The following is a 22,818-nucleotide window of genomic DNA, read 5'->3' as shown; positions in this document are numbered from 1 at the left end:
TATCAGGCGTTGGAGCGGTTCATGGAAAAAATCGGCTTTTCGGGCACCTTCGATCCCATCACCAATGGGCATATGTGGGTGATCAACGAAGCCCGTTCGCTGGCGGACCAAGTGGTGGTATTCCTGTCCGAGAATCCGGCCAAGAAGCCCCGTTTCAGCGCTGAAGAGCGTAAAAGCATCATCGCCCTGAGCTGCGCCCAGCAGGGCTGGGACAATGTGCAGGTGGTGATCGTCAAGGGCGATTACACGGCACGGGCGGCCAAAAAGCAGGGGGTGCACTGCCTGATCCGTGGTATCCGTACCACGGCCGATTTCGATTACGAGAACCTGATCCAGCAGACCAACGTCGATGTGCTGCAGGGTGCCAAGACCATCTTCGTGATGCCGCCGCGCGACCTCGGTTCCGTCAGCTCCAGCTTCGTCAAGGCGCTGGAAGGGCCGATAGGCTGGAACTGGATCATGAAGAAATTTGTGCCCGGTCCGGCCTACCACGCGTGGGTGCTGAGCTGGCTGCGGCGCGAGTGGGAGGCGCTGTGGGACTACGAAGCCATCGACGCCACCGCCATCGCCCATGCCGACGACTGGTTTATCCGCCTGACCGGCGCCACCATGTATGGCGGGCCGCAGCGCCATTATCACAACCTCGACCATCTGGTGCATGGCCTGTGCGAGATCCGCGTGTGGGCTGCCAATACCCGTCCCGATCCGGCCGATGTGGCCATCGTCAAGCAGGCCTTCTGGTTCCATGATGCCGAGTACGGGCCGGCGGGGCTGGGCATAGACATCACCAGCGAAGAAGCCAGCGCCCGTCTGTGGCTGGACTGCCATCTGGGGCAGGAGCGTGAAGATGCCGCCGCGCTGATCCGCGCCACCGACCATTTCCAGGAAGCCCATATCGAGCACCGCCTGAAAGATGTGCTGCTGGGTGTGGATCTGGCCATTCTCGGGCAGGACGACGAGGTGTATGGCAACTATGCGCGCGCTATCCGGCAGGAGTACATCCATCTGCCCGATGTGAAATACCGCCAGGAGCGGCGCGCTGCGCTGGCCCATATGTGCCGCAAAGCGGAGACGGGGCAGCTGTTCGGCAATGCCTATTTTGCCGAGCAGTATAACGAACGCGCCATCGAGAATATGCAGCGCGAAATGGCCCAGCTGGCGGGCTAAGCCAGCCTGCCAGTTTGCCGCGCAGGCCTGCCGTTAAAAGCGGTTCCAGTTGTTGTGGCGGTGCTCGGCCGCTTCCTTGAGCAGGTGGCTGGCGCGCAGTTCGTCTTTCGGACTCAGACCATCGCCGATCTGCACTGTCATTGCCAGCTCCTGTATGGCCGGCGGATATTCATGTTCGGCGGCTTGTTCCAGCAGCGCGCGGGCGCGGGCTTGATCGACGGTCACGCCACGCCCTTCCTGATAAATGTAGGACAGCAGGAACATCGCATGGGGGTTACCCAGTTCGCTGGCGACGCCTAGCCAGTGCGCGGCTTGCTGCTCGTTGCGTTCGATGCCTTCGCCATTCTTGTACAGCAGGCCCAGCATCAGTGCCGCGCGTGCATGTTGTGCGCTGGCAGCCTGACCGTACCAGTGGGCTGCCGCTGCCGGTGCGGGCGCTATCTGCGCTGCACCGTTGCGTAGCAATTCGGCCAGCCGGAACGCCGCCTCCGTATCTCCTGCCTGCGCGGCCTGCTCGAACAGAGATACGGCCTGCGCGCGCTGGGTGCTGCGGGCCTGATACAGCAAGCCCAGTTCGCGCTGGGCTACCGGCAGGCCCTGTGTGGCCCATGCCATCAGCTTGCGTTCGGCGGCCGCATCGGCCTGCTGCGCGGCCTTCATGCTGACCGTTTCGATCTGCGCCGAAGTGGGCTTCTCCTGCTGCATCTGGCAGGCTGGCAGCATGGCGGCAATCAGGATGGAACTGGCGAGCGCAAAGGCGGATTTCGACAGAGACATGGGCGGCACCTCTTGATGATTGTGTATCGGCTGTATCGCTGTACAGGGAGCCGGCGTAGCGGCTCCCTGTGCTGCGAACGATCAGACGCGGCTTACTTGCTCAGATCGACGCTGTACTTGGCATAGCCGCTGGCATCGAGCGGGCCTTCTGCCGTGATGCTGCTGATGCCGCTGTTCTGTGCCAGAGCCAGATGGCCCGGCGCCGAACGCAGTATCACCGGACCGGCGGTGGACACTTTGACGAAGCTCCAGCTGCGCGCGCTGCCGTTGCCAGCCAGCGTGACCTTGCCGCTGCTGCTGCCCAGAGCCGTCAGGTAGTTGCTCACCACGGTCTGATTGGCATCGGGCGACTTGATGATGGTCTTGCTGCCATCGATGCCCGGCACCGAACCGCCGCCGCCTGCGCGGTAGTCATTGGTGGCGACGATGAAGTCGTCAGTATCCGCCACGGCCTTGCCCAGATAGCTGAGGTTGACGATGCGGCTGCCGGCTGGTTTGGTCACATCGATCTGGTAGGTCAGCGCGTTGTTCTCGGCGTAGAACACGTCGTAGTTGTAGATGGTGCCGTAGCTCGGTACCAGATCCTGCTCGCTGGCGAGGGCAGGATTGATCTGGGCGAACTGCTTGGCTGCCGTTTCCAGCCATGCCTTGAGGTCGGAACCTTTGATCTTCACGGCCTGCAGATTGTTGTTGCTGTACAGGTAGAGGTCACCGGGATTGCGCACTTGCAGACCTACCGGTGCGGCTGGGCTGGCGCCCGGCGCTACGTCGGTGAAGTCGGAAGGACCGTTGCGGCCCGCCTTGAACGGCGCGCTGCACGAGATCACGGGGATGTTCTTGTAGCTGGCGATGGTAGCGTCGGTGCTGCTGGCGATGAATTTTTTCACGTAGTCGAGCTGGGCCTGATTGACCAGCTGGATGGCGCTGACATCGCCCACCAGTGCAAAGTAGGCCGACATTTCGAAATCGGTGGCTACGCCCAGCGGCTGCTTGGCGTAGGCGATGGTGGCCGCATGTTCGGTGGCCACCAGCGGGGCGATGCCAGGATCGGCCTTGGCATTGGTCACGCCGTCGGTATATTTGAAGCCACGCGATTCCACCGTGGTCTTGGCAGGCTGCACCACCCATTTGCCGCCCGTGTAGGCCAGCGTCATTTTGATAATGCCCAGACGGCGGCCCCAGCTCTGCGCCATCACGGTCGGTACGCCGTTGACGAAGCCGTTGATGGCATCGATCTTGGCGCTGGCAGGGAAGGCGGCGAACGACGGGTCGAGCGCCGGTGCGCCCGTCTCTTTACCTTTCGGGAAGATCAGGTGCGAGTGGCCGACCAGCAGGGCATCGATGCCGGTGCTGGTCAGATGGTAGCTGCCGTTTTCCATTTTCGGGCTGTAGGCGCTGGGGTCCAGACCGCCGTGCGACAGTGCCACCACCAGATCGGCGCCTTTGCTGCGCAGTTCCGGTACATACTGCTTGGCCGCTTCCTGCACGCCCGTGACGGCGACCTTACCGGCCAGATTTTTCTGGTCCCAGTCCAGTATCTGCGGCGGCACGAAGCTCATGATGCCGACATTGATTTTCACATCGAGCTTGTTACCGTCCGGTGTCACGGCCGAGAAAGTGCGCGGCAGCAGGCTGTATGGCTGGACGATAGGCTTGCCGCTGGCTACGCCGGTGACGTTGCTCAGTACCAGCGGGAAGTTGGGGCCGCCGCAGGTGCCGGCTGGCTTGCTCACGCCGGGAATGCCGAAGTCGGTATTGGTGATCTGGCTCAGCAGCGGCAGACCGTAGTTGAATTCGTGGTTGCCGAAGCCGCCGCCGTCGTACTTCATGGCGTTCATGGCTTTGTGGATGGCCATGGTGTCGGCGCAGGTAACGGGCTTGGTCACGGCCTGCAGATCGCCCAGCAGGGTGCCCTGGATGACGTCACCGTCGTCAAGCAGCAGATTGTTCGGATTTTCAGCGCGGGCGGCCGCCACCAGCGTGGCCGTGCGCTCCATACCGAGGCTGGTGTCTTCGGCCAGCGAGTAGTAGTTGTAGCTCATCACGTTGGCGTGCAGGTCGGTGGTTTCCAGCAGTGCCAGCGTCACCGTCGTGCCCTCGGGTATCGAGGGGCCGTTTTTATAGTCTGCACCGCAGCCAACCAGACCAGCAGCTGCCATGGCAGCGAAAAGCACCACATTGAATTTCATCGTTACCTCAAATGGGGGAAATTTAAGGTAGCGACTCTAGCGCTGCGCTATGACAGCATCGTGACAGAATATAAATGTTTTCTACTAATCGTGCAGTTATTCGATCACGGCGGTATTGAAGCCCGGCGGCAGGGCGGCCGGTATCCACGCCCGGCCGACAAAATTGCGCTGATGGCTGCTGGCCACCATCATCATGTCGGACGGCGATAGTGCCAGCTGGCGCTGCGGTGCGCCCACCTGCGCGCTAGCGGGCGTGCTGTGGTTGCTGAGCATGGTGAACTGCTGGCCCATCAGGTTCTGCAGGTCGGGCAGGGTGGGGCCATTCCAGCTGACGGCAAACACTGCGCCCTGCAGGTTGGCATATTCGCGCACCACGGTGCCGCTGGCCAGCCGGTTCTGGCTCACCGTGTAGACGGCGATGCTGTCGGCGCTGCGCGGCATGATGCTGCGGGCCGCCATCTGGATGCCGTTCTGGTCGAACGAGGAGGGCGAACTGCCCAGCGCTGCATAGGCGAGTGCACCTTGCAGTACGGAAAGAAAAAGCATGAGTAACAGTGCGCGGCGCATGATGTGCTCCTGTGCCTAAGATGGAGCCAGTGTAGGGCGCAGCGCTGTTTTCTGCCGTTAGCGAGATGTAAGCAATCGTTACGTCAGCTTTCTGCCAGAATTTCTGCCCTGCCGCCTACCAGTACGGCGTTATCGTCGAGTTCAGTGCGGATCAGGCAGGGCTGGCCTAGCGCCGCCCCCTGAAACAGGGCGATAGGCCGGCCTAGATGCAGGCTCAGGGCGCCCGCAGCGACGCCGGTAGCCTGATCTTCCATGGCTGGCTCGAGATGGTTGAAGTTGCGTCCCTCCAGCATGCCGTCGGCGCGCTCGCACCAAACATAACAGCCGTTCACACCCTGTGCCTTGCCCCATGCGCGGATGGCCGCCAGATCGGGAGCAAGTGCCTGCAGCGTCTTACTGTCGGCTACCTGCAGCAGCAGTTTGGGGCTGCCGACGGACGCCACCACAGGGGCCGAGCGCAGCGCGATGGCGGGCATGGCCAGCAGACGCGCGGGCAGATCGGGCGCAATGGCCGGCTGGGTCAGCTGCTGCGGCGCCAGCCGGATATACAGCTGATCGCCGCGCAGGATGAGCGTGAGGGCCTGGCCATGCATGGCCGTGCGGACTTTTAGCTGTGGCTGAGCGGGCGAAAGCAGCAGCCGTGCTGCCGCCAGCGTGGCGTGCAGGCACAGCGGGCTGCGCGCATGGGGGTAGTAATAGTCGAGCGCGATGGCGCCGTCGGCGCTGCGGTCGATGAAGACGCAGGCGGGCAGCTTGCGGTGCCGTGCAAATTGCTGGCGCTGCGCTACGTCCTGATGGTCGTGCTGGACGACCAGTGCGGGATTGCCCGTTCCTGCCTGTATGCCGAAGCACAATAGTTGCTGCACGCTGGTTTTTAGCATTCTGGTCCCCGGATTGGGCACTTCATCGCATCCTTGCGGCTGTGCCCGGTTGTTAATGCAAGAATGTCTACAGATTAAATCTGGAGGAATATCATAATGCGTAAAGTCCTGCCTGTGCTGAGCCTGTTGGCTGCCGCACCTGCCATGGCGGCGCTGGTGGCCACCACGCTGATCGATGGCCGTCAGGTGGAGTGCATGACGCTCAGGCAAGCCGCTGCCCCTTACACGGTGGTGTTTGAAAATGGCTCGCGCGTGACGCTCGATAAATGGGACAAGGTGATCGAAGGCGTTGCGCCCCAGGCCTCCGTGTTTGCGTATAACCGTCCCGGCTACGGCAAGAGCGACAGTACGCCGGCCGCGCGCGATGGTTTGAGCATCGTCGAAGAACTGCGCCACAACCTGCAGCACGAAGGCCTGAAGCCGCCGTATATTCTGGTGGGGCACTCGCTGGGCGGCTTGTATGTCCAGTTGTTTGCCAAGCGCTATCCGGAGGAGGTGGCCGGCATCGTGCTGGTTGATGCGCTTTATCCCGGCGTGATCAAGAAGCCGGAAGATTTTCCTGTGTTGACGCGCCTAGGGGCCGTGCTGTTTTTCTCGAGCAGTGTGCGGCGCGAAATCAACGCCATCGACCAGACCGGCCAGCAGGTGCTGGCGCAGGGGAATATCGATAAGCTGCCCATGATCCGGCTGGTGAACCAGCCCAAGGGGGCCACGGCGATACCGATCGATCTGGGCGTTATCAATAATGATGCGCAGACCATGGCTGCCGTGCGCGCCATGTATCCGCAGGCGAAAACCGTGGTAGTGGATTCGGATCACCAGATGCAGACGGCGTCGCCCGAGGTGGTGATTCAGGCCATCAAAGAGCTGATGGTGGCGCAGCGCAAATAACCGGCGCAGTTCCAGTCTTGAGTATGGCGGCGTAAGGTGTAAAATACTGTATATAAACACAGTATTTTATTAAAAATGTCCAGCCTGCCTCCAGCGTCGGCCCAGAGCCTGCCCGCCTATGCGGAGCTGTTCTGCCTGACTAATTTCTCCTTTCTGCAGGGCGCCTCCGATGCCGAGGAACTGGTGGCGCGCGCCGTGCAGCTCGATTATGCGGGACTGGCGATTACCGATGAATGCTCGCTGGCCGGCGTAGTGCGCGCTCACGCACAGGCCAAGCAGCATGACTTGCCGCTGGTGATAGGCAGCCATTTCCATTTGCGTGAAGCGGACGGGCGGGTGGCGCTGTCGCTGATCGCGCTGGCGCAGAACCGCAATGGCTACGGCAATCTGTGCGAACTGATTACCCTTGCGCGCAACCGGGTGGCGAAAGGCAGTTATCTGCTCACCCCGGCGGACCTGGCGGCACCGCCTGCCCAGTATGCTCATTTGCAAGGGCTGCCCGATTGTCTGCTGATTCTGTTGCCGCAATATCCCGTGTTCCAGCCGGAAGATGTGGATGCGCTGCACGTGCAGGCGGCATGGATGGAGCGCACGTTTCCGGGGCGGGCGTGGATGGGGCTTAATCTGCTGCAGCGCGCGCTTGATGAGGCGCACCGCGAGAGCATTGCCGAGGTGGCGCTGCAGCATGGTATGGCCGTGGTGGCGCTGGGCCACGTGTGCATGCACGTGCGCTCGCGCAAGCCGCTGCTCGATACCCTGTGTGCCGTGCGCATGGGTAAATCCGTGGCCGAATGCGGCTATGCGCTGGCGCAGAATGCCGAGCAGCATTTGCGGCCCCGTTTGCGGCTGGCCAATCTGTATCCCTTGCCGGCTTTGCAGGAGACTTTGCGCATCCTGTCGCTGTGTAAATTCAGTCTGGATGAGCTGCGCTACGAATATCCGCACGAGGTGGTGCCGCACGGGCATACCCCGGCCAGCTATCTGCGGCAGGAGGTGGAGTGCGGTGCGCGCGGACGTTATCCGCAGGGTGTGCCGGCCAAGGTGCTCAAGCAGATCGAACTGGAGCTGGAGCTGATCGCCGAACTGAAGTACGAGCCCTATTTCCTCACTGTGTATGACATCGTGTGCTTTGCCCGTGCGCGGAACATTCTGTGTCAGGGCCGTGGTTCGGCAGCTAATTCGGTAGTGTGCTACTGCCTGGGCGTGACGGAGGTCGATCCGGAGCGGGGCCATCTGTTGATGGGACGTTTCATGTCGCGCGAGCGTAACGAGCCGCCCGACATCGATGTGGATTTCGAGCACCAGCGGCGCGAGGAGGTGATCCAGTACATCTACGATAAATATGGCCGCGAGCGGGCCGCGCTGGCAGCGGTGGTGATCAGCTACCGTCCGCGCAGTGCGCTGCGCGACAGCGGCAAGGCGCTGGGGGTGGATCTGGCCATCGTCGAGCAGGTAGCCAAGGCCCATCACTGGTTCGATGGCAAGGCCGATCTGCTGGGACGGCTGGCCGAAGTAGGGCTGGCGCCCGATTCCATGCTGGCGCAGCAGTGGGCCACGCTGGCTACGACTCTGCTGGGTTTTCCCCGCCATCTGTCGCAGCACCCGGGCGGTTTCGTCATCGCGCAGGGCAAGCTGTCGCGCCTCGTGCCGATCGAGAAGGCGACGATGGAAGGGCGTAGCGTGATCCAGTGGGATAAGGATGATCTGGAAGAACTGGGGCTGATGAAGGTCGATGTGCTGGCGCTGGGGATGCTGACGGCCTTGCGCCGCGCGCTCGATATGGTGAGCCAGCAGCGTGGCCAGCCCTTCCGCATGCAGGATATTCCGGCCGAGGATAGCGCCACCTACGACATGATGTGTGTTGCCGATACGGTGGGCGTGTTCCAGATCGAATCGCGTGCGCAGATGAGCATGCTGCCGCGCTTGCAGCCACGGGTATTTTACGATCTGGTGATCGAGGTGGCGCTGGTGCGGCCGGGGCCGATACAGGGGGGGATGGTGCATCCGTATCTGCAGCGGCGAACTCAGCAGGCGCCGATAAAATTTCCCCCGCGACTAGAGGCAGCGCTGGAGCGCACACTGGGCGTGCCGATTTTTCAGGAGCAGGTCATGCAGATCGCCATGATCGCAGCTGATTTTACTGAGGGCGATGCCGATCAGTTGCGGCGTGCCATGGCCGCGTGGAAGCGCAAGGGCGGGGTTGATCGCTATCAGCAGCGCATCATGGATGGCATGCGCAAGAATGGCTATGACGAGGCGTTTGCAGCGGCTATCTGCAGCCAGATACAGGGCTTTGGCGAGTACGGTTTTCCCGAGTCGCATGCGGCCAGTTTTGCTTTGCTGACCTACGCCAGTTCATGGCTCAAATGCCACGAGCCGGCAGCGTTTCTGTGTGCACTGTTGAATAGCCAGCCTATGGGTTTCTACAGTCCATCGCAACTGGTGCAGGATGCGCGCCGCCACGGCGTGGTGGTGCGCCCCGTGGATGTGGCCTGTAGCGACTGGGAGTGCACGCTGGAAGAACCAGCGGGCAAACGCCAGCAGCCGGCAGTGCGGCTGGGCCTGCTGATGCTGAAGGGGATGCGCGAGGCAGCAGCGCGGCGCATCGTGCAGGCGCGTACGGCAGGAGGCTGGCCTGGCGTGGCCGAACTGGCGCGGCAGGCAGATCTGGAGCGGCATGATCTGCAGGTGCTAGCGGCGGGCAATGCGCTGGCGGGGCTGGCCGGACACCGGCGGCAGGCGCTGTGGCAGGCCGTGGGCGCGGTGCCGGACAAGGATATCCTGCGTCCCACCGCGCCGGACGAAGCGCTGCCGCAACTGGCCGCGCCCTCGGAAGGCGAGAACATCGTTGGCGATTACCGTTCGCATGGCCTGACGCTGGGGCGCCACCCGCTGGCGCTGCTACGCGAACGGTTGCTGGCGCAGCGCTTCCTGCCGGCCAGTACACTGAACCAGTACACTAACGGCATGCTGGCGCGCGCCTGCGGCATGGTGACAGTGCGCCAGCGGCCCGGCACGGCCAAGGGCGTGCTGTTTGTCACGCTGGAGGATGAGACGGGCAATATCAACGTCATTGTCTGGCCCGCGCTGCTCGAACAGCAGCGCCGCGAAGCACTCGGCTCGGCCCTGCTTGGCGTCTACGGCGTGTGGCAGCGCGAAGGCATGGTCTGCCATCTGGTGGCCAAACGGTTAGTGGATATGTCCCACCTGATGGGGCGACTACAGTCAGTCAGCCGTGATTTTCATTGATCCCGGCGTGGCCGTTGCCGTCAGAAGGTGAGCACCACAGGACAGAGATGCAGGTACAGCAAACTTAGCGAATCGATATTTTGACCTCTTTTCCGGTTCTGGCCAGCATATCGACTAGCGCATCGATGGTGAATCTGACGCTATTCCTGTTCATGAGGTCCGAGACGCTTGCATGGGTAATTCCGAGCATGTCTGCCGCATCAGCTGGTTTCAGGTTCTTTCGCTGTATACATTCTGCCAACTCGCTCATCAGGGAGTGTTTGATCGCTAACTTTGCGGAAATGATAGCGTCAGTCTCGGCGAGCAGCCTGCGGGCTTCTGTGGCTTCAAACCCGAGATCGGCGAAGACATTGCCGTCAGCGGGAGTGACGTGGGTGATGACTGGTTCAGGATTCATGGTGTCCTCCTTGCCCTGATGACAGCCTTGTAACGCTGTCTGGTAATTTCCTTGTCGTACTCGCTGGTCTTTTGCGTCTTCTTCTTAAAGGAATGCAATACATAGACCGCTTCAGCAAATTTGGCCACAAACATGACTCTATAAGCACCGCCATACCGTAGGATGCGAATTTCCCGCACTCCGTCGCCAAGTTCTTCGAATGGCTTCCAGTTATCGGGCTCGTATCCGCGTTGAATCTTGCGTAACTGTACTCCTGCATATTGTCTCGCCTCAGCGGGGAACAAGGCGTCATCGGTCAAATCCTTGAGGGAAGTGCCTATCCAAACTATAGGTTTGTCACGCATGTTCACCTCGCAGACGATTCTATCAAATCCTATATATTCGCCGCACGCACAACTGAATTTTGGTCAAAAAAAGATCGGTCACCAGTAGTTAATTGGGAGGCAATGGCGGTTTTTTCAGGGGCGGATGCTGAAGATTTGCGCGTTTTAGGCTATAATTTCAATTTCCCGCATGTGCCGTTCGGCACCCTCTGCAATGACCAAATTTGTCTTCGTCACTGGTGGCGTCGTGTCTTCCCTTGGTAAAGGGATAGCCGCCGCCTCTCTCGCTGCGATCCTTGAATCGCGCGGCCTCAAAGTCACCATGCTCAAACTCGATCCGTATATCAACGTCGATCCGGGCACGATGAGTCCTATGCAACACGGTGAAGTGTTCGTCACCGACGACGGGGCGGAAACCGACCTCGACCTCGGCCACTACGAGCGTTTCATCTCCACCCGCATGAAAAAGGTGAATAACTTCACCACCGGCCAGATCTACGAATCGGTGATCCGCAAGGAACGCCGTGGCGAGTATCTGGGCAAGACCGTGCAGGTCATCCCGCACATCACCAACGAAATCCAGGATTACATCCGCCGTGGCGCGGAAGGCTACGATGTCGCGCTGTGCGAAATCGGCGGTACCGTGGGCGATATCGAATCGCTGCCCTTCCTGGAAGCGGCACGTCAGCTGAGCCTGCGCGCTGGCCGCAAGAATTCGGCGTTTGTGCACCTGACGCTGGTGCCCTACATCGCCTCCGCCGGCGAACTGAAAACCAAACCGACCCAGCACTCGGTGCAGAAACTGCGCGAAATCGGTATTTCGCCGAATGCGCTGCTGTGCCGCGCCGACCGCCGCATTCCGGAAGACGAACGCGCCAAGATCTCGCTGTTCTCCAACATCGAAGAGCAGGCCGTGATCTCCGTATGGGACGTGGACACCATCTACAAAGTGCCGCAGATGCTGCACGACCAGGGTCTGGATGCGATCATCTGCGATGCGCTCGACCTGAACCCGGCACCGGCCGATCTGTCCGTGTGGAGCAAACTGATCTACACCCTCGAACATCCGAAGGCGGAAGTGTCGATCGGTATGGTGGGCAAATACGTGGAACTGACCGAGTCGTACAAATCGCTGACGGAAGCGCTGCGTCACGCCGGCATCCACAACGAATGCAAGGTCAACATCGAGTACATCGACTCGGAAGAGATCGAAACCACCGGCTGCGCCGAACTGTCCAAGTACGACGCGATACTGGTACCGGGCGGCTTCGGCAAGCGCGGCGTGGAAGGCAAGATCATGGCGGCCCAGTTCGCCCGTGAAAACAAGATCCCTTACCTCGGCATCTGCCTCGGCATGCAGGTAGCGCTGATCGAATATGCGCGTCACAAGGCCGGCCTGACCAGCGCCAACTCCACCGAGTTTGATCTGGAAACGCCACAGCCAGTGGTGGCCCTGATCGACGAATGGCAGGGCGCCGACGGCAAGGTCGAGAAGCGCGACGAGAACTCCGATCTGGGCGGCACCATGCGTCTGGGCGCGCAGACTTGCGCCATCAAGCCGGGCACGCTGGCTGCGGAAATCTACGGCGCCGTGGTGACCGAGCGTCACCGTCACCGCTACGAAGCCAACAACCACTATCTGCCCCGCGTGGAAGCGGCTGGCCTGATCGTGGCAGCGCGTACGCCGACCGAAGACCTGTGCGAAATTATGGAATTGCCACGCAGCGGAGACAACGCTCACCCGTGGTATATGGGTGTGCAGTATCACCCTGAATTTAAATCGACCCCGCGTGACGGCCATCCGCTGTTCACGTCCTACATCAAGGCTGCACTGGCTCACAAGGCCGCTGGCGCCGTACAAGGAGATGCAGCATGAAACTGTGCGGATTTGACGTCGGTCTGGATCAGCCCTTCTTCCTGATCGCCGGCACCTGTGTCATCGAATCGCGCCAGATGGCTTTCGATACGGCAGGCGCCCTGAAGGAAATGACGGGCGAACTGGGCATCCCCTTCATCTACAAATCGTCCTTCGACAAGGCCAACCGTTCTTCCGGTACTTCCTACCGTGGTCCGGGCCGCGAAAAAGGTCTGGAGATACTGGGTGACGTCAAACGCGAACTGGGTGTGCCGGTGCTGACCGACGTGCACGATGTGGAAGAAATCGCCGAAGTGGCAGCCGTCGTCGACGTGCTGCAAACCCCGGCCTTCCTGTGCCGTCAGACGGATTTCATCACCGCCTGCGCCCAGTCCGGTCTGCCGGTGAATATCAAGAAGGGCCAGTTCCTCGCGCCCGGCGACATGAAGAACGTGATCGAGAAAGCCCGTCTGGCCGCCCGTGCCAAAGGCCTTAACGAAGACAACTTCATGGCCTGCGAGCGCGGTGCTTCGTTCGGCTACAACAATCTGGTGTCGGACATGCGTTCGCTCGCCATCATGCGCGAATCGAACTGCCCGGTGGTATTCGATGCGACCCACTCGGTGCAGCTGCCGGGCGGTAACGGTACTTCCTCGGGCGGCATGCGCGAGATGGTGCCGGTGCTGTCGCGCGCTGCCGTAGCGGTGGGCGTGGCCGGTCTGTTCATGGAAACCCACCCGAATCCGGCCCAAGCGCTGTCGGATGGTCCGAACGCCGTACCGCTGGGCCGCATGCGCGAGCTGCTGTCCACCCTGATCGAACTGGATCGCATCACCAAGAAAGCTGGCTTCCTGGAGAACAGCTTCAACTAAAAGCAACAAGCCCGCACACCAGGCAGGTCGGGTGTGCGGGAAATTCCCGTTATCCTGACTCGCACAAGATGCGCTAGCATCGGGTGCGACATCGTATCGCCTAACTTTGGAGAATGACATGAGTGCTATTGTTGACATTATCGGCCGTGAAATCATCGATTCGCGCGGCAATCCTACCGTCGAATGCGACGTGCTGCTGGAATCGGGCGTGATGGGCCGTGCTGCCGTACCGTCGGGTGCATCGACCGGTTCGCGCGAAGCCATCGAACTGCGCGACGGCGACGCCAAGCGCTACTTCGGCAAAGGCGTACTGCAAGCCTGCGAGAACATCAACACCGAAATCTCCGAAGCCATCATGGGCCTGGACGCCAACGAACAGGCCTTCCTCGACCGCACCCTGATCGATCTGGATGGCACCGAGAACAAGAGCCGTCTGGGCGCCAACGCCATGCTGGCCGTGTCGATGGCCGTGGCCAAAGCTGCTGCTGAAGAAGCCGGCCTGCCGCTGTACCGCTACTTCGGCGGTTCGGGCGCGATGCAGCTGCCAGTGCCGATGATGAACGTGATCAACGGCGGCGCACACGCCGACAACAACCTGGACATCCAGGAATTCATGATCATTCCCGTGGGCGCACCGTCGTTCAAGGAAGCCGTGCGTTATGGCGCGGAAGTGTTCCACACCCTGAAAAAGATCCTGCACAAGAAGGGCCTGAACACCGCCGTGGGCGACGAAGGCGGCTTTGCTCCTTCGCTGGCTAACCACGAAGAAGCCATCAAGCTGATCATCCAGGCGATCGAAGAAGCCGGCTACGAGCCGGGCACCCAGATCGCTATCGGTCTGGACTGCGCTGCTTCCGAGTTCTACAAGGACGGCAAGTACGAGCTGGAAGGCGAAGGCCTGTCGCTGACCGCCACCGAGTTCACCAACCTGCTGGCTACCTGGTGCGACAAGTATCCGATCATCTCGATCGAAGACGCGATGCACGAAGGCGACTGGGACGGCTGGGCGATTCTGACGGCTGCTCTGGGCAAGAAAGTCCAGCTGGTAGGCGACGATCTGTACGTCACCAACACCAAGATCCTGAAAGAAGGCATTGCCAAAGGCATCGCCAACTCCATCCTGATCAAGATTAACCAGATCGGCACCCTGACCGAAACCTTCGCTGCCATCGAAATGGCCAAGCGCGCCGGCTACACCGCCGTGATCTCGCACCGTTCCGGCGAAACCGAAGATTCGACCATCGCCGATATCGCCGTTGGCCTGAATGCCCTGCAGATCAAGACCGGCTCGATGTCGCGTTCGGACCGCATGGCCAAGTACAACCAGCTGCTGCGTATCGAAGAAGATCTGGGCGACATCGCTTCCTACCCTGGCCGCGATGCGTTCTATAATCTGAAGTAATTCAGATAGTGCGGCCGGCTCCCCGCCGGCCGCTTTCAAGTTATGCGCTTAATTACCATCGCCCTGACAGCCTTGCTGCTGTTGATCCAGTACCCGCTCTGGCTGGGGAAGGGCGGCTGGCTGCGCGTAGCCGATTTCGAAGCGCAGGTGAACGCCGCGCACAAGAAGAACGCGGAGCTGATCGCCCGCAATGCTAAACTCAACTCCGAAGTGATGGACCTGAAAGATGGTACAGGGGCCGTGGAAGAACGGGCCCGCTACGAGTTGAGCATGATTAAACAGAACGAGATTTTCATCCAGATCGTCGGCAAAGGGCAGGCTACTCCGCCGCCACCGCTGGCGCCACGTCCCGAAACACGCTGAGGCCGCGATGATGATGCGCTACGCCTTCCTGTTGTTGCTGGTGCTGCAGGCACCGCTGGCTTACAGTGGCGGCGGTTGCGTGCCTGTGCGCGTCGGCTATATCGACCAGCACCGCCCGCCCTACTGGCTGGGCGAGGGCGAAGTGGTGCCGGAGCCGGCCGGTGCTTCCGTTGATCTGATCCGCGCTGCCGTGCAGGGCAGCGGCTTCAATTGCCCGCCCACCCTGATCCGCCTGCCGGCGGCACGCCTGAAGATGGCGCTGGAAGCCGGTGACATCGACATGACGCCGATCGGCGAACAGCCTAGCTACTCGCCCGAGATTGCCCTGCCGCGCGACCGCGACGGCAATGTGGACCGCAACCGTGCCATGCCCAACACCATGGTGGTTCTGGTGCGCGCCAAGGACCATGTGCCGCCCAACAGCAATCCGCAGGACTACCTGCGCGGTAAAACGGTGGGCGCATCGCAGGGCAGTCCTATCAATGCGCGCCTGCGCGAAATGGGCCTGGTGGTCGACGATGGCGCGCGTGATCTGGACCGCAATCTGGCCAAGCTCAAACTGGGGCGGGTCGATGCCGTAGTGACCAATCTGGTCAAGCCGGGCCACCTCGATGCTACGCTCAAGCGCTATGGCGGCAGCATCGTGCAGTTGCAGCAGCCGCTGATTAACACCCGCCTGTGGATGGCCTTCAATGCCGGCTACTATCGCGCTCACCCGGAACAGGTGGAAGCGCTGTGGACCTGGCTCGATACCAATCGCCTGCATCTGGGCGACTACATCAACAAATACAAAAAAACCCAGTGACCGCGCTGCATGCTACGTGCAGCCCACTGGCAGGCGCGCCGCAGAGCCTGTATCCTCCCTCATCGACCTACTAACGGAGCTACTATGAAACTGATCGGCATGCTCGATTCGCCCTATGTCCGCCGCGTGGCGGTAACGCTGCAGCTGATGGGCCTGAAATTCGAGCACCAGTCGCTGTCCGTGTTCAGCACCTATGACCAGTTCCGCGCCATCAATCCCGTCGTCAAAGCGCCTACGCTGGTGGCCGATGACGGTACGGTGCTGATGGATTCCACCCTGATTATCCAGTACGCCGAAGCGCTGGCCATGCCGGCCTGCCGCATGACGCCATCGATGCCCACCGAGCTGCTGCGCTCCCTGCGCGTGCTGGGCGTAGCGCTGGCGGCCTGCGACAAGGCGGTGCAGCTGGTGTACGAACACAAAGTGCGTCCGCTGGAAAAGCTGCACCAGCCGTGGGTGGCGCGGGTGACCAGCCAGCTGCTGGAAGCGTTTGATGCGCTGGAGGCCGAGCTGGCGAAACAGCCGCTGGAATTGCACAAGCCCGATCATGCCAGCGTGATGACGGCGGTGACCTGGTACTTTACCCAGCAGATGCTGGGCGATGTGGTGGTGGCGAGCCGCTACCCGCTGCTGCAGGCGTTTTCGCAGCAGGCCGAAGCGCTGCCTGCGTTTAGCGCCGCGCCCTATGGCGACGGCACTTATCCCGTTACGGCAGGAGCCTGAGCATGCCGTTGCAGCCTTACCTTGATACGGCGCCCGAGCTGGCTGCCGACGTGTATCTGCATGCCACTGCGCAGGTGATAGGCGATGTGCAGCTGGGCGCTAATAGCTCGGTATGGTGCAACGCCGTGCTGCGCGGCGACGTGAACCGCATCGTGGTGGGCGAGGGCTCGAATATTCAGGACTTCAGCATGTGCCACGTGTCGCACCGCCGGCCGGACAAGCCGGAGGGCTCGCCGCTGATCATCGGCGACTATGTGACGATCGGCCATTCGGTACTGCTGCACGGCTGCCGCATCGGCAACGAATGCCTGATCGGCATGGGCTCCATCATCATGGACGATGTGGTGATCGAAGACCACGTGATGGTGGGCGCGGGCAGTCTGGTTTCGCCCGGCAAGGTGCTGCAAAGCGGCCACCTGTATGTAGGCCGTCCGGCGGCCAAGGTGCGCGCGCTGACGGCGCCGGAAATCGCCTATCTGCGCTATTCGGCCGAGCACTATGTGCGGGTGAAGAACAACTATCTGGCCACGCCGACGCAGCAGGAATAAAAAATAAGCTTCCCTCCGTTTTCGCATTCCATCCGGCGACAACTAGGCGGCGTTCAACTGCTGATTCTTGATAATCCAGTCTCCGAGAATTTGCTGCTTGAACTCGGCGTAAAAGCCAGGCCGGCTAATTTTTTCATTTTTGCCTCGTTCTGTATAGCGTCAATTTTACGTCACCCATGGAAGACGAAATTTCGTGGGAACTTCAGTGCGTGGTATGCCGCTTATTTCTTCGTCTCGTTGATCTACCACATGGCACGCGGCAAATCGATTATGGCTCTTGGTTTTCTTCCGGGGCTTAGACTACTGCGTTGGCTCGCTCTGCCACTTCTGCGCACGCGTCCATTAACTCGTCGAAGCGCAATGCGTCTCCGATCATGATTTGGTCTTCAAGCATCTTGGCATAGTCGGATGCAAGCGCTTCTCGCGCAGCACCTTCGGGGACGATTTGCAGCGCGCCTTCCACTGCGACGGAATAGTCGATGACATTTCCGGCAGCATCCTTTTCATTAAAGAAGCAGGATTTGTGCTCGGCAACGGCACGGGCAACTGCGCGGTCGCCGACAACGCTGTCAAAGTGTGGGCTGCGCATGATTGCAGCCAAGTCGTGCCAGTGTCGCGCGTAGCGTTCGCCTCGAATCCGTCCTTGGGCACAGTAGACATGGGTGGCAGTCGCCTTTTCCCAGAAGGTGCGCGCAATACTCATTACCAGAGGTGACGCTGTTGGAAAGGTCACGCCGTTTACTTGCCCCTCCATGTCGCATGTCACTGGCAACACTTGGTGCGGCTCTCCGGTCGCGCGGCCACCAAACTCCAGCGTGACGATCGGGGCAACATAGCCGCTACCTTGTTTGATGGCTGGGTAGTGCACCAGGAGCTTGTCGCGCTCGGCGCCGGCAAGTTCAAGCTTGGCTTCCATCTTGGCATGTTCCAGCGCCGTTTGAATAACCGGTAGCACGCTGGTGACGATCCAGTCAGGCAGGCGATCGCGCACGGCTTTCGTCCATTTGCTTGCCTGACTGCGATTGACGGGTAAGAATTCCTCGCCGCCCGTCAGATCCGCTATCAGTTTGCGGATGTCGTAGGTGAGGTCGATGTCTTCAGAGAATCGGTCGATGATCTTGTAAACCTTCGAGAGAGACGTACCGCCCTTGAAGGTGAGGTCCTCAGCAAACTGCGATTCGAACAGTGCGCCGAGTGTCCAGGCCACCCACGCATCTTTTTCGAGAAGGTGGGTGGGCCGACCAGTGCTTTCCCGGGCTTGTTCCAGCACTTCGCCCTGGTCCTCCTTGCTGAGTGCGAAGAAATGTTCAACCACGAAGCGTTTCCTCGCCGATGGCTCTTGCCATCCACGAAGGCAAAGCGGCACGCGCCAACGTCAAAGTCCGCCATTCGGCCGATGGCAGCGTCCGGCGCAGGGTAGCTAACGATGCGCGCACGTGAGTGGGCCCCATCCAAGCCAGTGCTCGCACGGCAGCCCCCGCTTGGCTAGCTCCTAGCGCAAGCATCCAGCTCGGTGCGTGCTTGACGGTAACTTCGGATTTCCCTAGCTTGAGCTTGCGGGTACGCCCCGACGTCAGGTAGACCTCGCGAATCGGTACTTGCTGTGTTAGGCCCAGGGCGTTAGCTGCATTGGCGCCGTGGGGTGTCACGACCTCGCCATTTTGTGCGGCCAAGGCCTGTACGACCTTCTCGGACGCTGGTGCGCGCGTGCCGAACCGGCTGGATGCCGGCTTGACATAAGTCCCTCGTGCAACGCGTAGCAACTTGCCCTCTCTGGCGAATCGGGACAGCGCCTGATCGACAGCGGCTCGGTTGCCAAGATGTAAAAACTCTTTGGGCGACAACACGCCTCCCTCTGGAAGGGACTGTGCGTGCAGCAATATGGATTCGGGCAAGCTTTTCATGGTCGTGACTTTTGTCAGAACTATAGCATAGTTTCTGACATCAAGCTATCGATCTGTGGCCTTGGCGTAGTCCAGCGAAGTGACGGGCTGGAGTCATGGTGAAAAAAAAGGCGGTGGGCATACGCTCCACCGCCGGCTGAGGATCTGCTGTGTATTGGCCCAGCAGGGTTGCGGACTAGCTGCCGATTGCCGCCCGTCCCAGCGCCGGATCGTCGGTGAAGAAGCCGTCGATGCCGGTGGCGATGTAGCGCTGCATCTCCGCAATCGAACCCGCCTCATGGCGCGCAGCCGGGCCGCCATTACTGCGGAAATCCGCCGCGAGGAAGTAGTTCTCTGGACGGAAAGTCCACGGTTCCACCCGCAGGCCGGCGCGGTGGGCATCCTCCACCAGCGCGGTGGGCTGGCCCAGCGTGCCATCCTTGTTTAGCGGGATGATGGCGCGGGTAGGCGGCGCCACCACATCGGCATAGGCGGCGATGTCGCGCAGTCCGGCCGGTGTGCACATCTGCTGGTAGGTCAGCGTGCCGCCAGCCTTGGCCACATCCATAGGCCGCACCGGCTCGTTCACCACCAGCTGCATCAGACGCAGATTGGCGCGCTGGCCCAGTTTGCCGCGCATGTATTTCAGATTGCTTACCTCGAACGACTGTATCTCCACCGGATTGCGGCGCGTGTAGTCGTGCGCGGCGAGAATGGCGAGGAAACGGTCTTCCAGCGGCAGCCCCACGCTGCTGAAATAGGTCGAACTTTTCAGTTCCGGCACGATGCCGATCAGGCGCCCGCGTGCAGCCGCTTCGGCCGCGACGAAGTCGATGATCTCTTCGAAGGTGGCGATCTGGAACATGCCGTTGTAAGCGGCGCTGCCGGGACGCAGTTGCGGCAGGCGCTCGATGGCGCGCAGGGTCTTCAGTTCGGCCAGCGTGAAATCGTCGACGAACCAGCCTTCATGGGTTTCGCCGTCTATGGTTTTGCGGGTTTTGCGGCTGGCGAATTCCGGCCTTGTGGCCACGTCCGTGGTTTCGTTGACGAAGGCGTCGTGGCGTGCCACCAGCACGCCATCACGGGTGCTGACCAGATCAGGTTCGATGTAGTCGGCACCATCGGCGATGGCGCGGGCGTACGAGGCCAGCGTGTGTTCGGGACGCAGCGCGCTGGCGCCGCGGTGGCCGAACACCAGCGGCTTGCCCGAACCTTTGCCCATGGCGGCCACGCCGGGCAGACCGGATAGGTCCGGCGTGGCCGGTGCCGCTACCGGCAGCATGCTGCCGCTGCCATTCGCCGTGCTGCCGGCCAGCGCAGTGCTGGCCTGTGCCATGGCCTGGGCAGGCAGCAGGGCTGCAGCTGCCGCAGTACCGAGAAAACCGCGCCGCGACAGGCGCGCTTGCAATGTCATATCACGCATCAGAAATCCGCCATCAAAGTCAGGAAGCCCTGACGTGGAGCTATCGGATAGGTATTGTACGTGCCGCTGGCGGCGCCCACTACCACGTTGAGCGGACCTTCGCGGTTGGCCAGATTGCTGACGTTGAGGCGGTAGCGCGCATTCTTCAGCACATTGCTGTTCAGGAAAGGCAGCTTGCCCGAAACGCCGAGGCTCATCAGGAAGTAGCTCGGTACATCGAGATCGTTGGTGTAGGTGGCGTAGCGTTTGCCCACGTAGTCGCCGATCAGCTGGAACTCGGTGTCGGCGATGTTCAGCGTGGCCACGGTCTTGTTCATCCACTCCGGGCTGCCCGGCACGGACTTGCCGGCCGTCGGCACCAGATCCTTGCCGTTGTTGTAGTTGTCCGAGTAGGTCGAACGGTTGAACGACACTGCGTTGTAGAGCGAGAAGCTGCGGCCCATGTGGACGGTGCCGGACAGGTCGATGCCGTTGGTCTTGACGCTGCCAACGTTGGCCAGCACAGGGTTGCCGCCGATGATGGAGGTAATCACTGGCGTCGGGCTGATGGTCAGCAGACGGTCTTTGAAGTCCACATGGTACAGGCTGATCTGGCCGTCGAAGGCGCTGATGGCACCCAGATCGAGATTGTGGCTGGTGCGCAGGCCCAGTTCGTAGGTGATCGACGTTTCCGGTTTGGCCGTGCTCTTGAACAGGTCGAACGCCGCCTGGCTGGCCAGACTCCATGGCGAAGCACCGCCGCCGCCGTAGGTAACGAACTGGCGCATATTCTTCTGCACGTTGACGAAGGCCTGATCCTGCGCGCTGATATCCCATCGTGCACCGACCTGCGGCAGCAGCCATTTTTTGGTGTCGATTTTGCCCACAGGCAGAGCCAGCGAGCCGTTGGCGATGGCGCCCTTGGCTGGTTGTACAGGGAACTGGCCGTCAGCGAACTGCAGGCTGGATTTGAAGCCGGCCTGCAGCGCCAGATTCGGCTGCATGCGCCATTCATCCTGCAGGTGCAGCTGCACTACCTTGTTGTCGATCTCGCTGCCGTACTGGGTGATCAGCGGATTGCTAGGGCGGCTGTAGGGCGAGCTAGGATTGTTCACGTCCAGCGCATACCAGCGGCGGTAGGCCGAGGAGCGGTTATGTTCGAACCACAGGCCGCCCTGCACGGTGTGCTTGCCGAATTCGCTGCGCACGGTAGACAGCCAGCCGTTGCGGTTGATGGCGTATTCCGTGGTGCGGGTGGCGTAGCCGGAATTGCCGAACACCTGCTTCAGATTCTGGTTAGGGTAGTACACCGCGAACAGGCCGGGCAGACCAGCCACGCCGATAGGGCCGGCCACCACGCCCACGCCGTCATCGTTGTGGTAGTAGATCTGGTTGGACCAGGTGGTGTTCTCGCCCAGTGCCATGTCGTACTTGGCGTAGGTCAGGTAGTCGGTACGCTGCGCGTCGCTGTAGTAGTTGTGGTAGTTGTTGCCTTCAGCGGCAGGCGTGGCGCCGGCAGGCGACAGGTAGGCCAGCGCCGTGGCGAAGTCCGGATACATGAAGGGACGGGTGTAGGGCTGGAATTTCTCCGTGGCCGAGTGCACGGTGGCGTCTTCGTTCGGCTCGATCTTGTCCGAATAGTTGAAGTACAGGGTCAGCTTGCCGGCATCGTCATTGTGGATGAATTTGGCGTTGACCTGATTGCCGCCCTGACGGCCATTGAAGTCCCAGGCTTTCTGTTCGTGGTGGATGGCCGACAGGTAGGCGCTGTTGCCGTTGCCGAAGTCGCCGCTGTCGTAGCGCAGGAAGGTGCGCGAGGTCTTGTAACTGCCTACCGTCTGCTGCACGGCCAGATTACGCTCGCGTGCCGGATCGCTGGAGAAGGTTTCGATGGTGCCGCCCAGATTGCTGGTCGAAGCGGTGGCCAGATCACCGGCACCGGACGACAGGATCACGCGGCCGACGTTTTCGCTGATCACGGCACGCTGTGGCGACAGGCCGTTGTAATTGCCGTACTGCTGGTCGCCCAGCGGCACGCCGTCCATGGTGTAGCCCAGTTGCTGGCCGCTGAAGCCGTGCACGAACAGCGACAGATTCTGTTCGTTATTGCCCCATGGATCGGCGGTCTGGAAGCTTACGCCGGGCAGGGTCTGCAGGGCTTTCAGCGGATTAATGCCGGGCAGGATTTTCTGCATGTCGGCTTTGCCCAGCGCTACCGAGGAACGGGTTTTGCGGGTCGAGACTTCCACCGTGGCCATCGGTGCAGCCATGGCGCCCACGCTGGCATCGGCGGCGCTTTGTGCGCCACTATCGGCAGCGGCGCTGGCCGCAGTGTCGGCGGCCAGCGCTGCGGCAGCAACGGCATTGGCAGCGGCGGCTTCGCCGGAGAATTCGGCAACGGCAGCAGCCACGTTGGCTGCCATGGCCAGCAGCGGTATGCTCAGTGCCAGAGTGGAAAATGGTCGATTCATGATATGCCTTCAAGACAAGTTGGTGGAATTTGTAACGTCGGCAATGATAGTGA

Annotated in this window: 20 protein-coding genes; 10 read left to right on the top strand and 10 right to left on the bottom strand. The window is 61.1% G+C overall.

Annotated elements, in window-relative coordinates:
* Positions 1 to 21: 21 nt before the first annotated feature.
* On the top strand, positions 22 to 1,167 hold the full coding sequence (coaD, locus tag GTP27_RS03360) for a pantetheine-phosphate adenylyltransferase (protein WP_161037780.1): 1,146 nt from the start codon (positions 22 to 24) through the stop codon (positions 1,165 to 1,167).
* A gap of 33 nt (positions 1,168 to 1,200) precedes the next feature.
* Here the strand turns inward: coaD and GTP27_RS03355 are convergent, their stop codons facing one another.
* The 4 genes from GTP27_RS03355 to GTP27_RS03340 all read right to left on the bottom strand — a co-directional run bounded on the left by GTP27_RS03355 (position 1,201) and on the right by GTP27_RS03340 (position 5,581).
* A complete protein-coding gene (locus GTP27_RS03355) occupies positions 1,201 to 1,944 on the bottom strand; it encodes a tetratricopeptide repeat protein (RefSeq protein WP_161037779.1) in 744 nt (247 codons plus the stop codon).
* A 92-nt stretch (positions 1,945 to 2,036) separates the two neighbouring features.
* A complete protein-coding gene (locus tag GTP27_RS03350) occupies positions 2,037 to 4,133 on the bottom strand; it encodes a bifunctional 2',3'-cyclic-nucleotide 2'-phosphodiesterase/3'-nucleotidase (RefSeq protein WP_161037778.1) in 2,097 nt (698 codons plus the stop codon).
* Between the two features lie 96 nt (positions 4,134 to 4,229).
* Positions 4,230 to 4,679: a DUF2844 domain-containing protein gene (locus GTP27_RS03345; RefSeq protein WP_229633366.1), complete on the bottom strand. Its 450-nt coding sequence runs from the start codon at positions 4,677 to 4,679 to the stop codon at positions 4,230 to 4,232.
* A 104-nt stretch (positions 4,680 to 4,783) separates the two neighbouring features.
* Positions 4,784 to 5,581 carry a PhzF family phenazine biosynthesis protein gene (locus GTP27_RS03340; RefSeq protein ID WP_161037776.1) on the bottom strand — a complete coding sequence of 266 codons (798 nt, stop codon included), beginning with the start codon at positions 5,579 to 5,581 and terminating at the stop codon, positions 4,784 to 4,786.
* Between the two features lie 96 nt (positions 5,582 to 5,677).
* Here GTP27_RS03340 and GTP27_RS03335 point away from each other — a divergent pair, with 96 nt between their 5' ends.
* Positions 5,678 to 6,472, top strand: a complete 795-nt coding sequence (locus GTP27_RS03335) for an alpha/beta fold hydrolase (RefSeq protein ID WP_161037775.1) — start codon at positions 5,678 to 5,680, stop codon at positions 6,470 to 6,472.
* 75 nt (positions 6,473 to 6,547) lie between these two features.
* Positions 6,548 to 9,721: an error-prone DNA polymerase gene (locus tag GTP27_RS03330; protein ID WP_161037774.1), complete on the top strand. Its 3,174-nt coding sequence runs from the start codon at positions 6,548 to 6,550 to the stop codon at positions 9,719 to 9,721.
* A gap of 64 nt (positions 9,722 to 9,785) precedes the next feature.
* On the opposite strand, the gene GTP27_RS03325 is transcribed toward GTP27_RS03330, so the two are convergent.
* Both GTP27_RS03325 and GTP27_RS03320 read right to left on the bottom strand, forming a co-directional pair.
* A complete protein-coding gene (locus GTP27_RS03325) occupies positions 9,786 to 10,118 on the bottom strand; it encodes a helix-turn-helix domain-containing protein (RefSeq protein WP_161037773.1) in 333 nt (110 codons plus the stop codon).
* Complete coding sequence (locus GTP27_RS03320) at positions 10,115 to 10,462, bottom strand: type II toxin-antitoxin system RelE/ParE family toxin (RefSeq protein ID WP_161037772.1); 348 nt, start codon at positions 10,460 to 10,462, stop codon at positions 10,115 to 10,117. Before GTP27_RS03320 ends, GTP27_RS03325 begins: the two co-directional genes overlap by 4 nt.
* Before the next feature lie 193 nt (positions 10,463 to 10,655).
* On the opposite strand from GTP27_RS03320, the gene pyrG reads away from it, so the two are divergent.
* The 7 genes from pyrG to GTP27_RS03285 all read left to right on the top strand — a co-directional run bounded on the left by pyrG (position 10,656) and on the right by GTP27_RS03285 (position 17,009).
* Positions 10,656 to 12,317, top strand: a complete 1,662-nt coding sequence (gene pyrG / locus GTP27_RS03315; RefSeq protein ID WP_161037771.1) for a CTP synthase — start codon at positions 10,656 to 10,658, stop codon at positions 12,315 to 12,317.
* Entirely contained in the window at positions 12,314 to 13,168 is an 855-nt protein-coding gene (gene kdsA / locus GTP27_RS03310; RefSeq protein ID WP_161037770.1) for a 3-deoxy-8-phosphooctulonate synthase, read from the top strand. The genes pyrG and kdsA overlap by 4 nt, the downstream gene beginning before the upstream one ends.
* Positions 13,169 to 13,286: 118 nt before the next feature.
* Positions 13,287 to 14,570: a phosphopyruvate hydratase gene (eno, locus tag GTP27_RS03305; protein ID WP_161037769.1), complete on the top strand. Its 1,284-nt coding sequence runs from the start codon at positions 13,287 to 13,289 to the stop codon at positions 14,568 to 14,570.
* A gap of 42 nt (positions 14,571 to 14,612) precedes the next feature.
* Entirely contained in the window at positions 14,613 to 14,933 is a 321-nt protein-coding gene (gene ftsB / locus GTP27_RS03300) for a cell division protein FtsB (RefSeq protein ID WP_161037768.1), read from the top strand.
* A gap of 7 nt (positions 14,934 to 14,940) precedes the next feature.
* The gene (locus tag GTP27_RS03295) at positions 14,941 to 15,738 is read left to right on the top strand and encodes a substrate-binding periplasmic protein (protein ID WP_161037767.1); all 798 of its coding nucleotides are present in this window, start codon (positions 14,941 to 14,943) and stop codon (positions 15,736 to 15,738) included.
* An 84-nt stretch (positions 15,739 to 15,822) separates the two neighbouring features.
* The gene (locus tag GTP27_RS03290; RefSeq protein WP_161037766.1) at positions 15,823 to 16,461 is read left to right on the top strand and encodes a glutathione S-transferase; all 639 of its coding nucleotides are present in this window, start codon (positions 15,823 to 15,825) and stop codon (positions 16,459 to 16,461) included.
* Positions 16,462 to 16,463: 2 nt separating this feature from the next.
* Positions 16,464 to 17,009 (top strand): gamma carbonic anhydrase family protein, encoded by a 546-nt coding sequence (locus tag GTP27_RS03285; RefSeq protein WP_161037765.1) that lies wholly within the window; start codon positions 16,464 to 16,466, stop codon positions 17,007 to 17,009.
* A gap of 295 nt (positions 17,010 to 17,304) precedes the next feature.
* Here GTP27_RS03285 and GTP27_RS03280 read toward each other — a convergent pair whose 3' ends face one another.
* From GTP27_RS03280 to GTP27_RS03265, 4 genes are all read right to left on the bottom strand, one after another.
* Positions 17,305 to 18,324 carry a nucleotidyl transferase AbiEii/AbiGii toxin family protein gene (locus GTP27_RS03280; RefSeq protein ID WP_161037764.1) on the bottom strand — a complete coding sequence of 340 codons (1,020 nt, stop codon included), beginning with the start codon at positions 18,322 to 18,324 and terminating at the stop codon, positions 17,305 to 17,307.
* Positions 18,317 to 18,913, bottom strand: coding sequence for a DUF6088 family protein (locus tag GTP27_RS03275; RefSeq protein ID WP_161037763.1), 597 nt, complete (start codon positions 18,911 to 18,913; stop codon positions 18,317 to 18,319). The genes GTP27_RS03280 and GTP27_RS03275 overlap by 8 nt, the downstream gene beginning before the upstream one ends.
* Before the next feature lie 175 nt (positions 18,914 to 19,088).
* Positions 19,089 to 20,315, bottom strand: a complete 1,227-nt coding sequence (locus GTP27_RS03270) for a glycerophosphodiester phosphodiesterase (protein WP_161037762.1) — start codon at positions 20,313 to 20,315, stop codon at positions 19,089 to 19,091.
* A complete protein-coding gene (locus tag GTP27_RS03265) occupies positions 20,315 to 22,765 on the bottom strand; it encodes a TonB-dependent receptor (RefSeq protein ID WP_161037761.1) in 2,451 nt (816 codons plus the stop codon). Before GTP27_RS03265 ends, GTP27_RS03270 begins: the two co-directional genes overlap by 1 nt.
* Between the last annotated feature and the right edge of the window lie 53 nt (positions 22,766 to 22,818).

Source organism: Duganella qianjiadongensis (genome assembly GCF_009857915.1).
Classification (GTDB): domain Bacteria; phylum Pseudomonadota; class Gammaproteobacteria; order Burkholderiales; family Burkholderiaceae_D; genus Rugamonas; species Rugamonas qianjiadongensis.
This window is presented reverse-complemented; position numbering and strand designations above follow the sequence as displayed.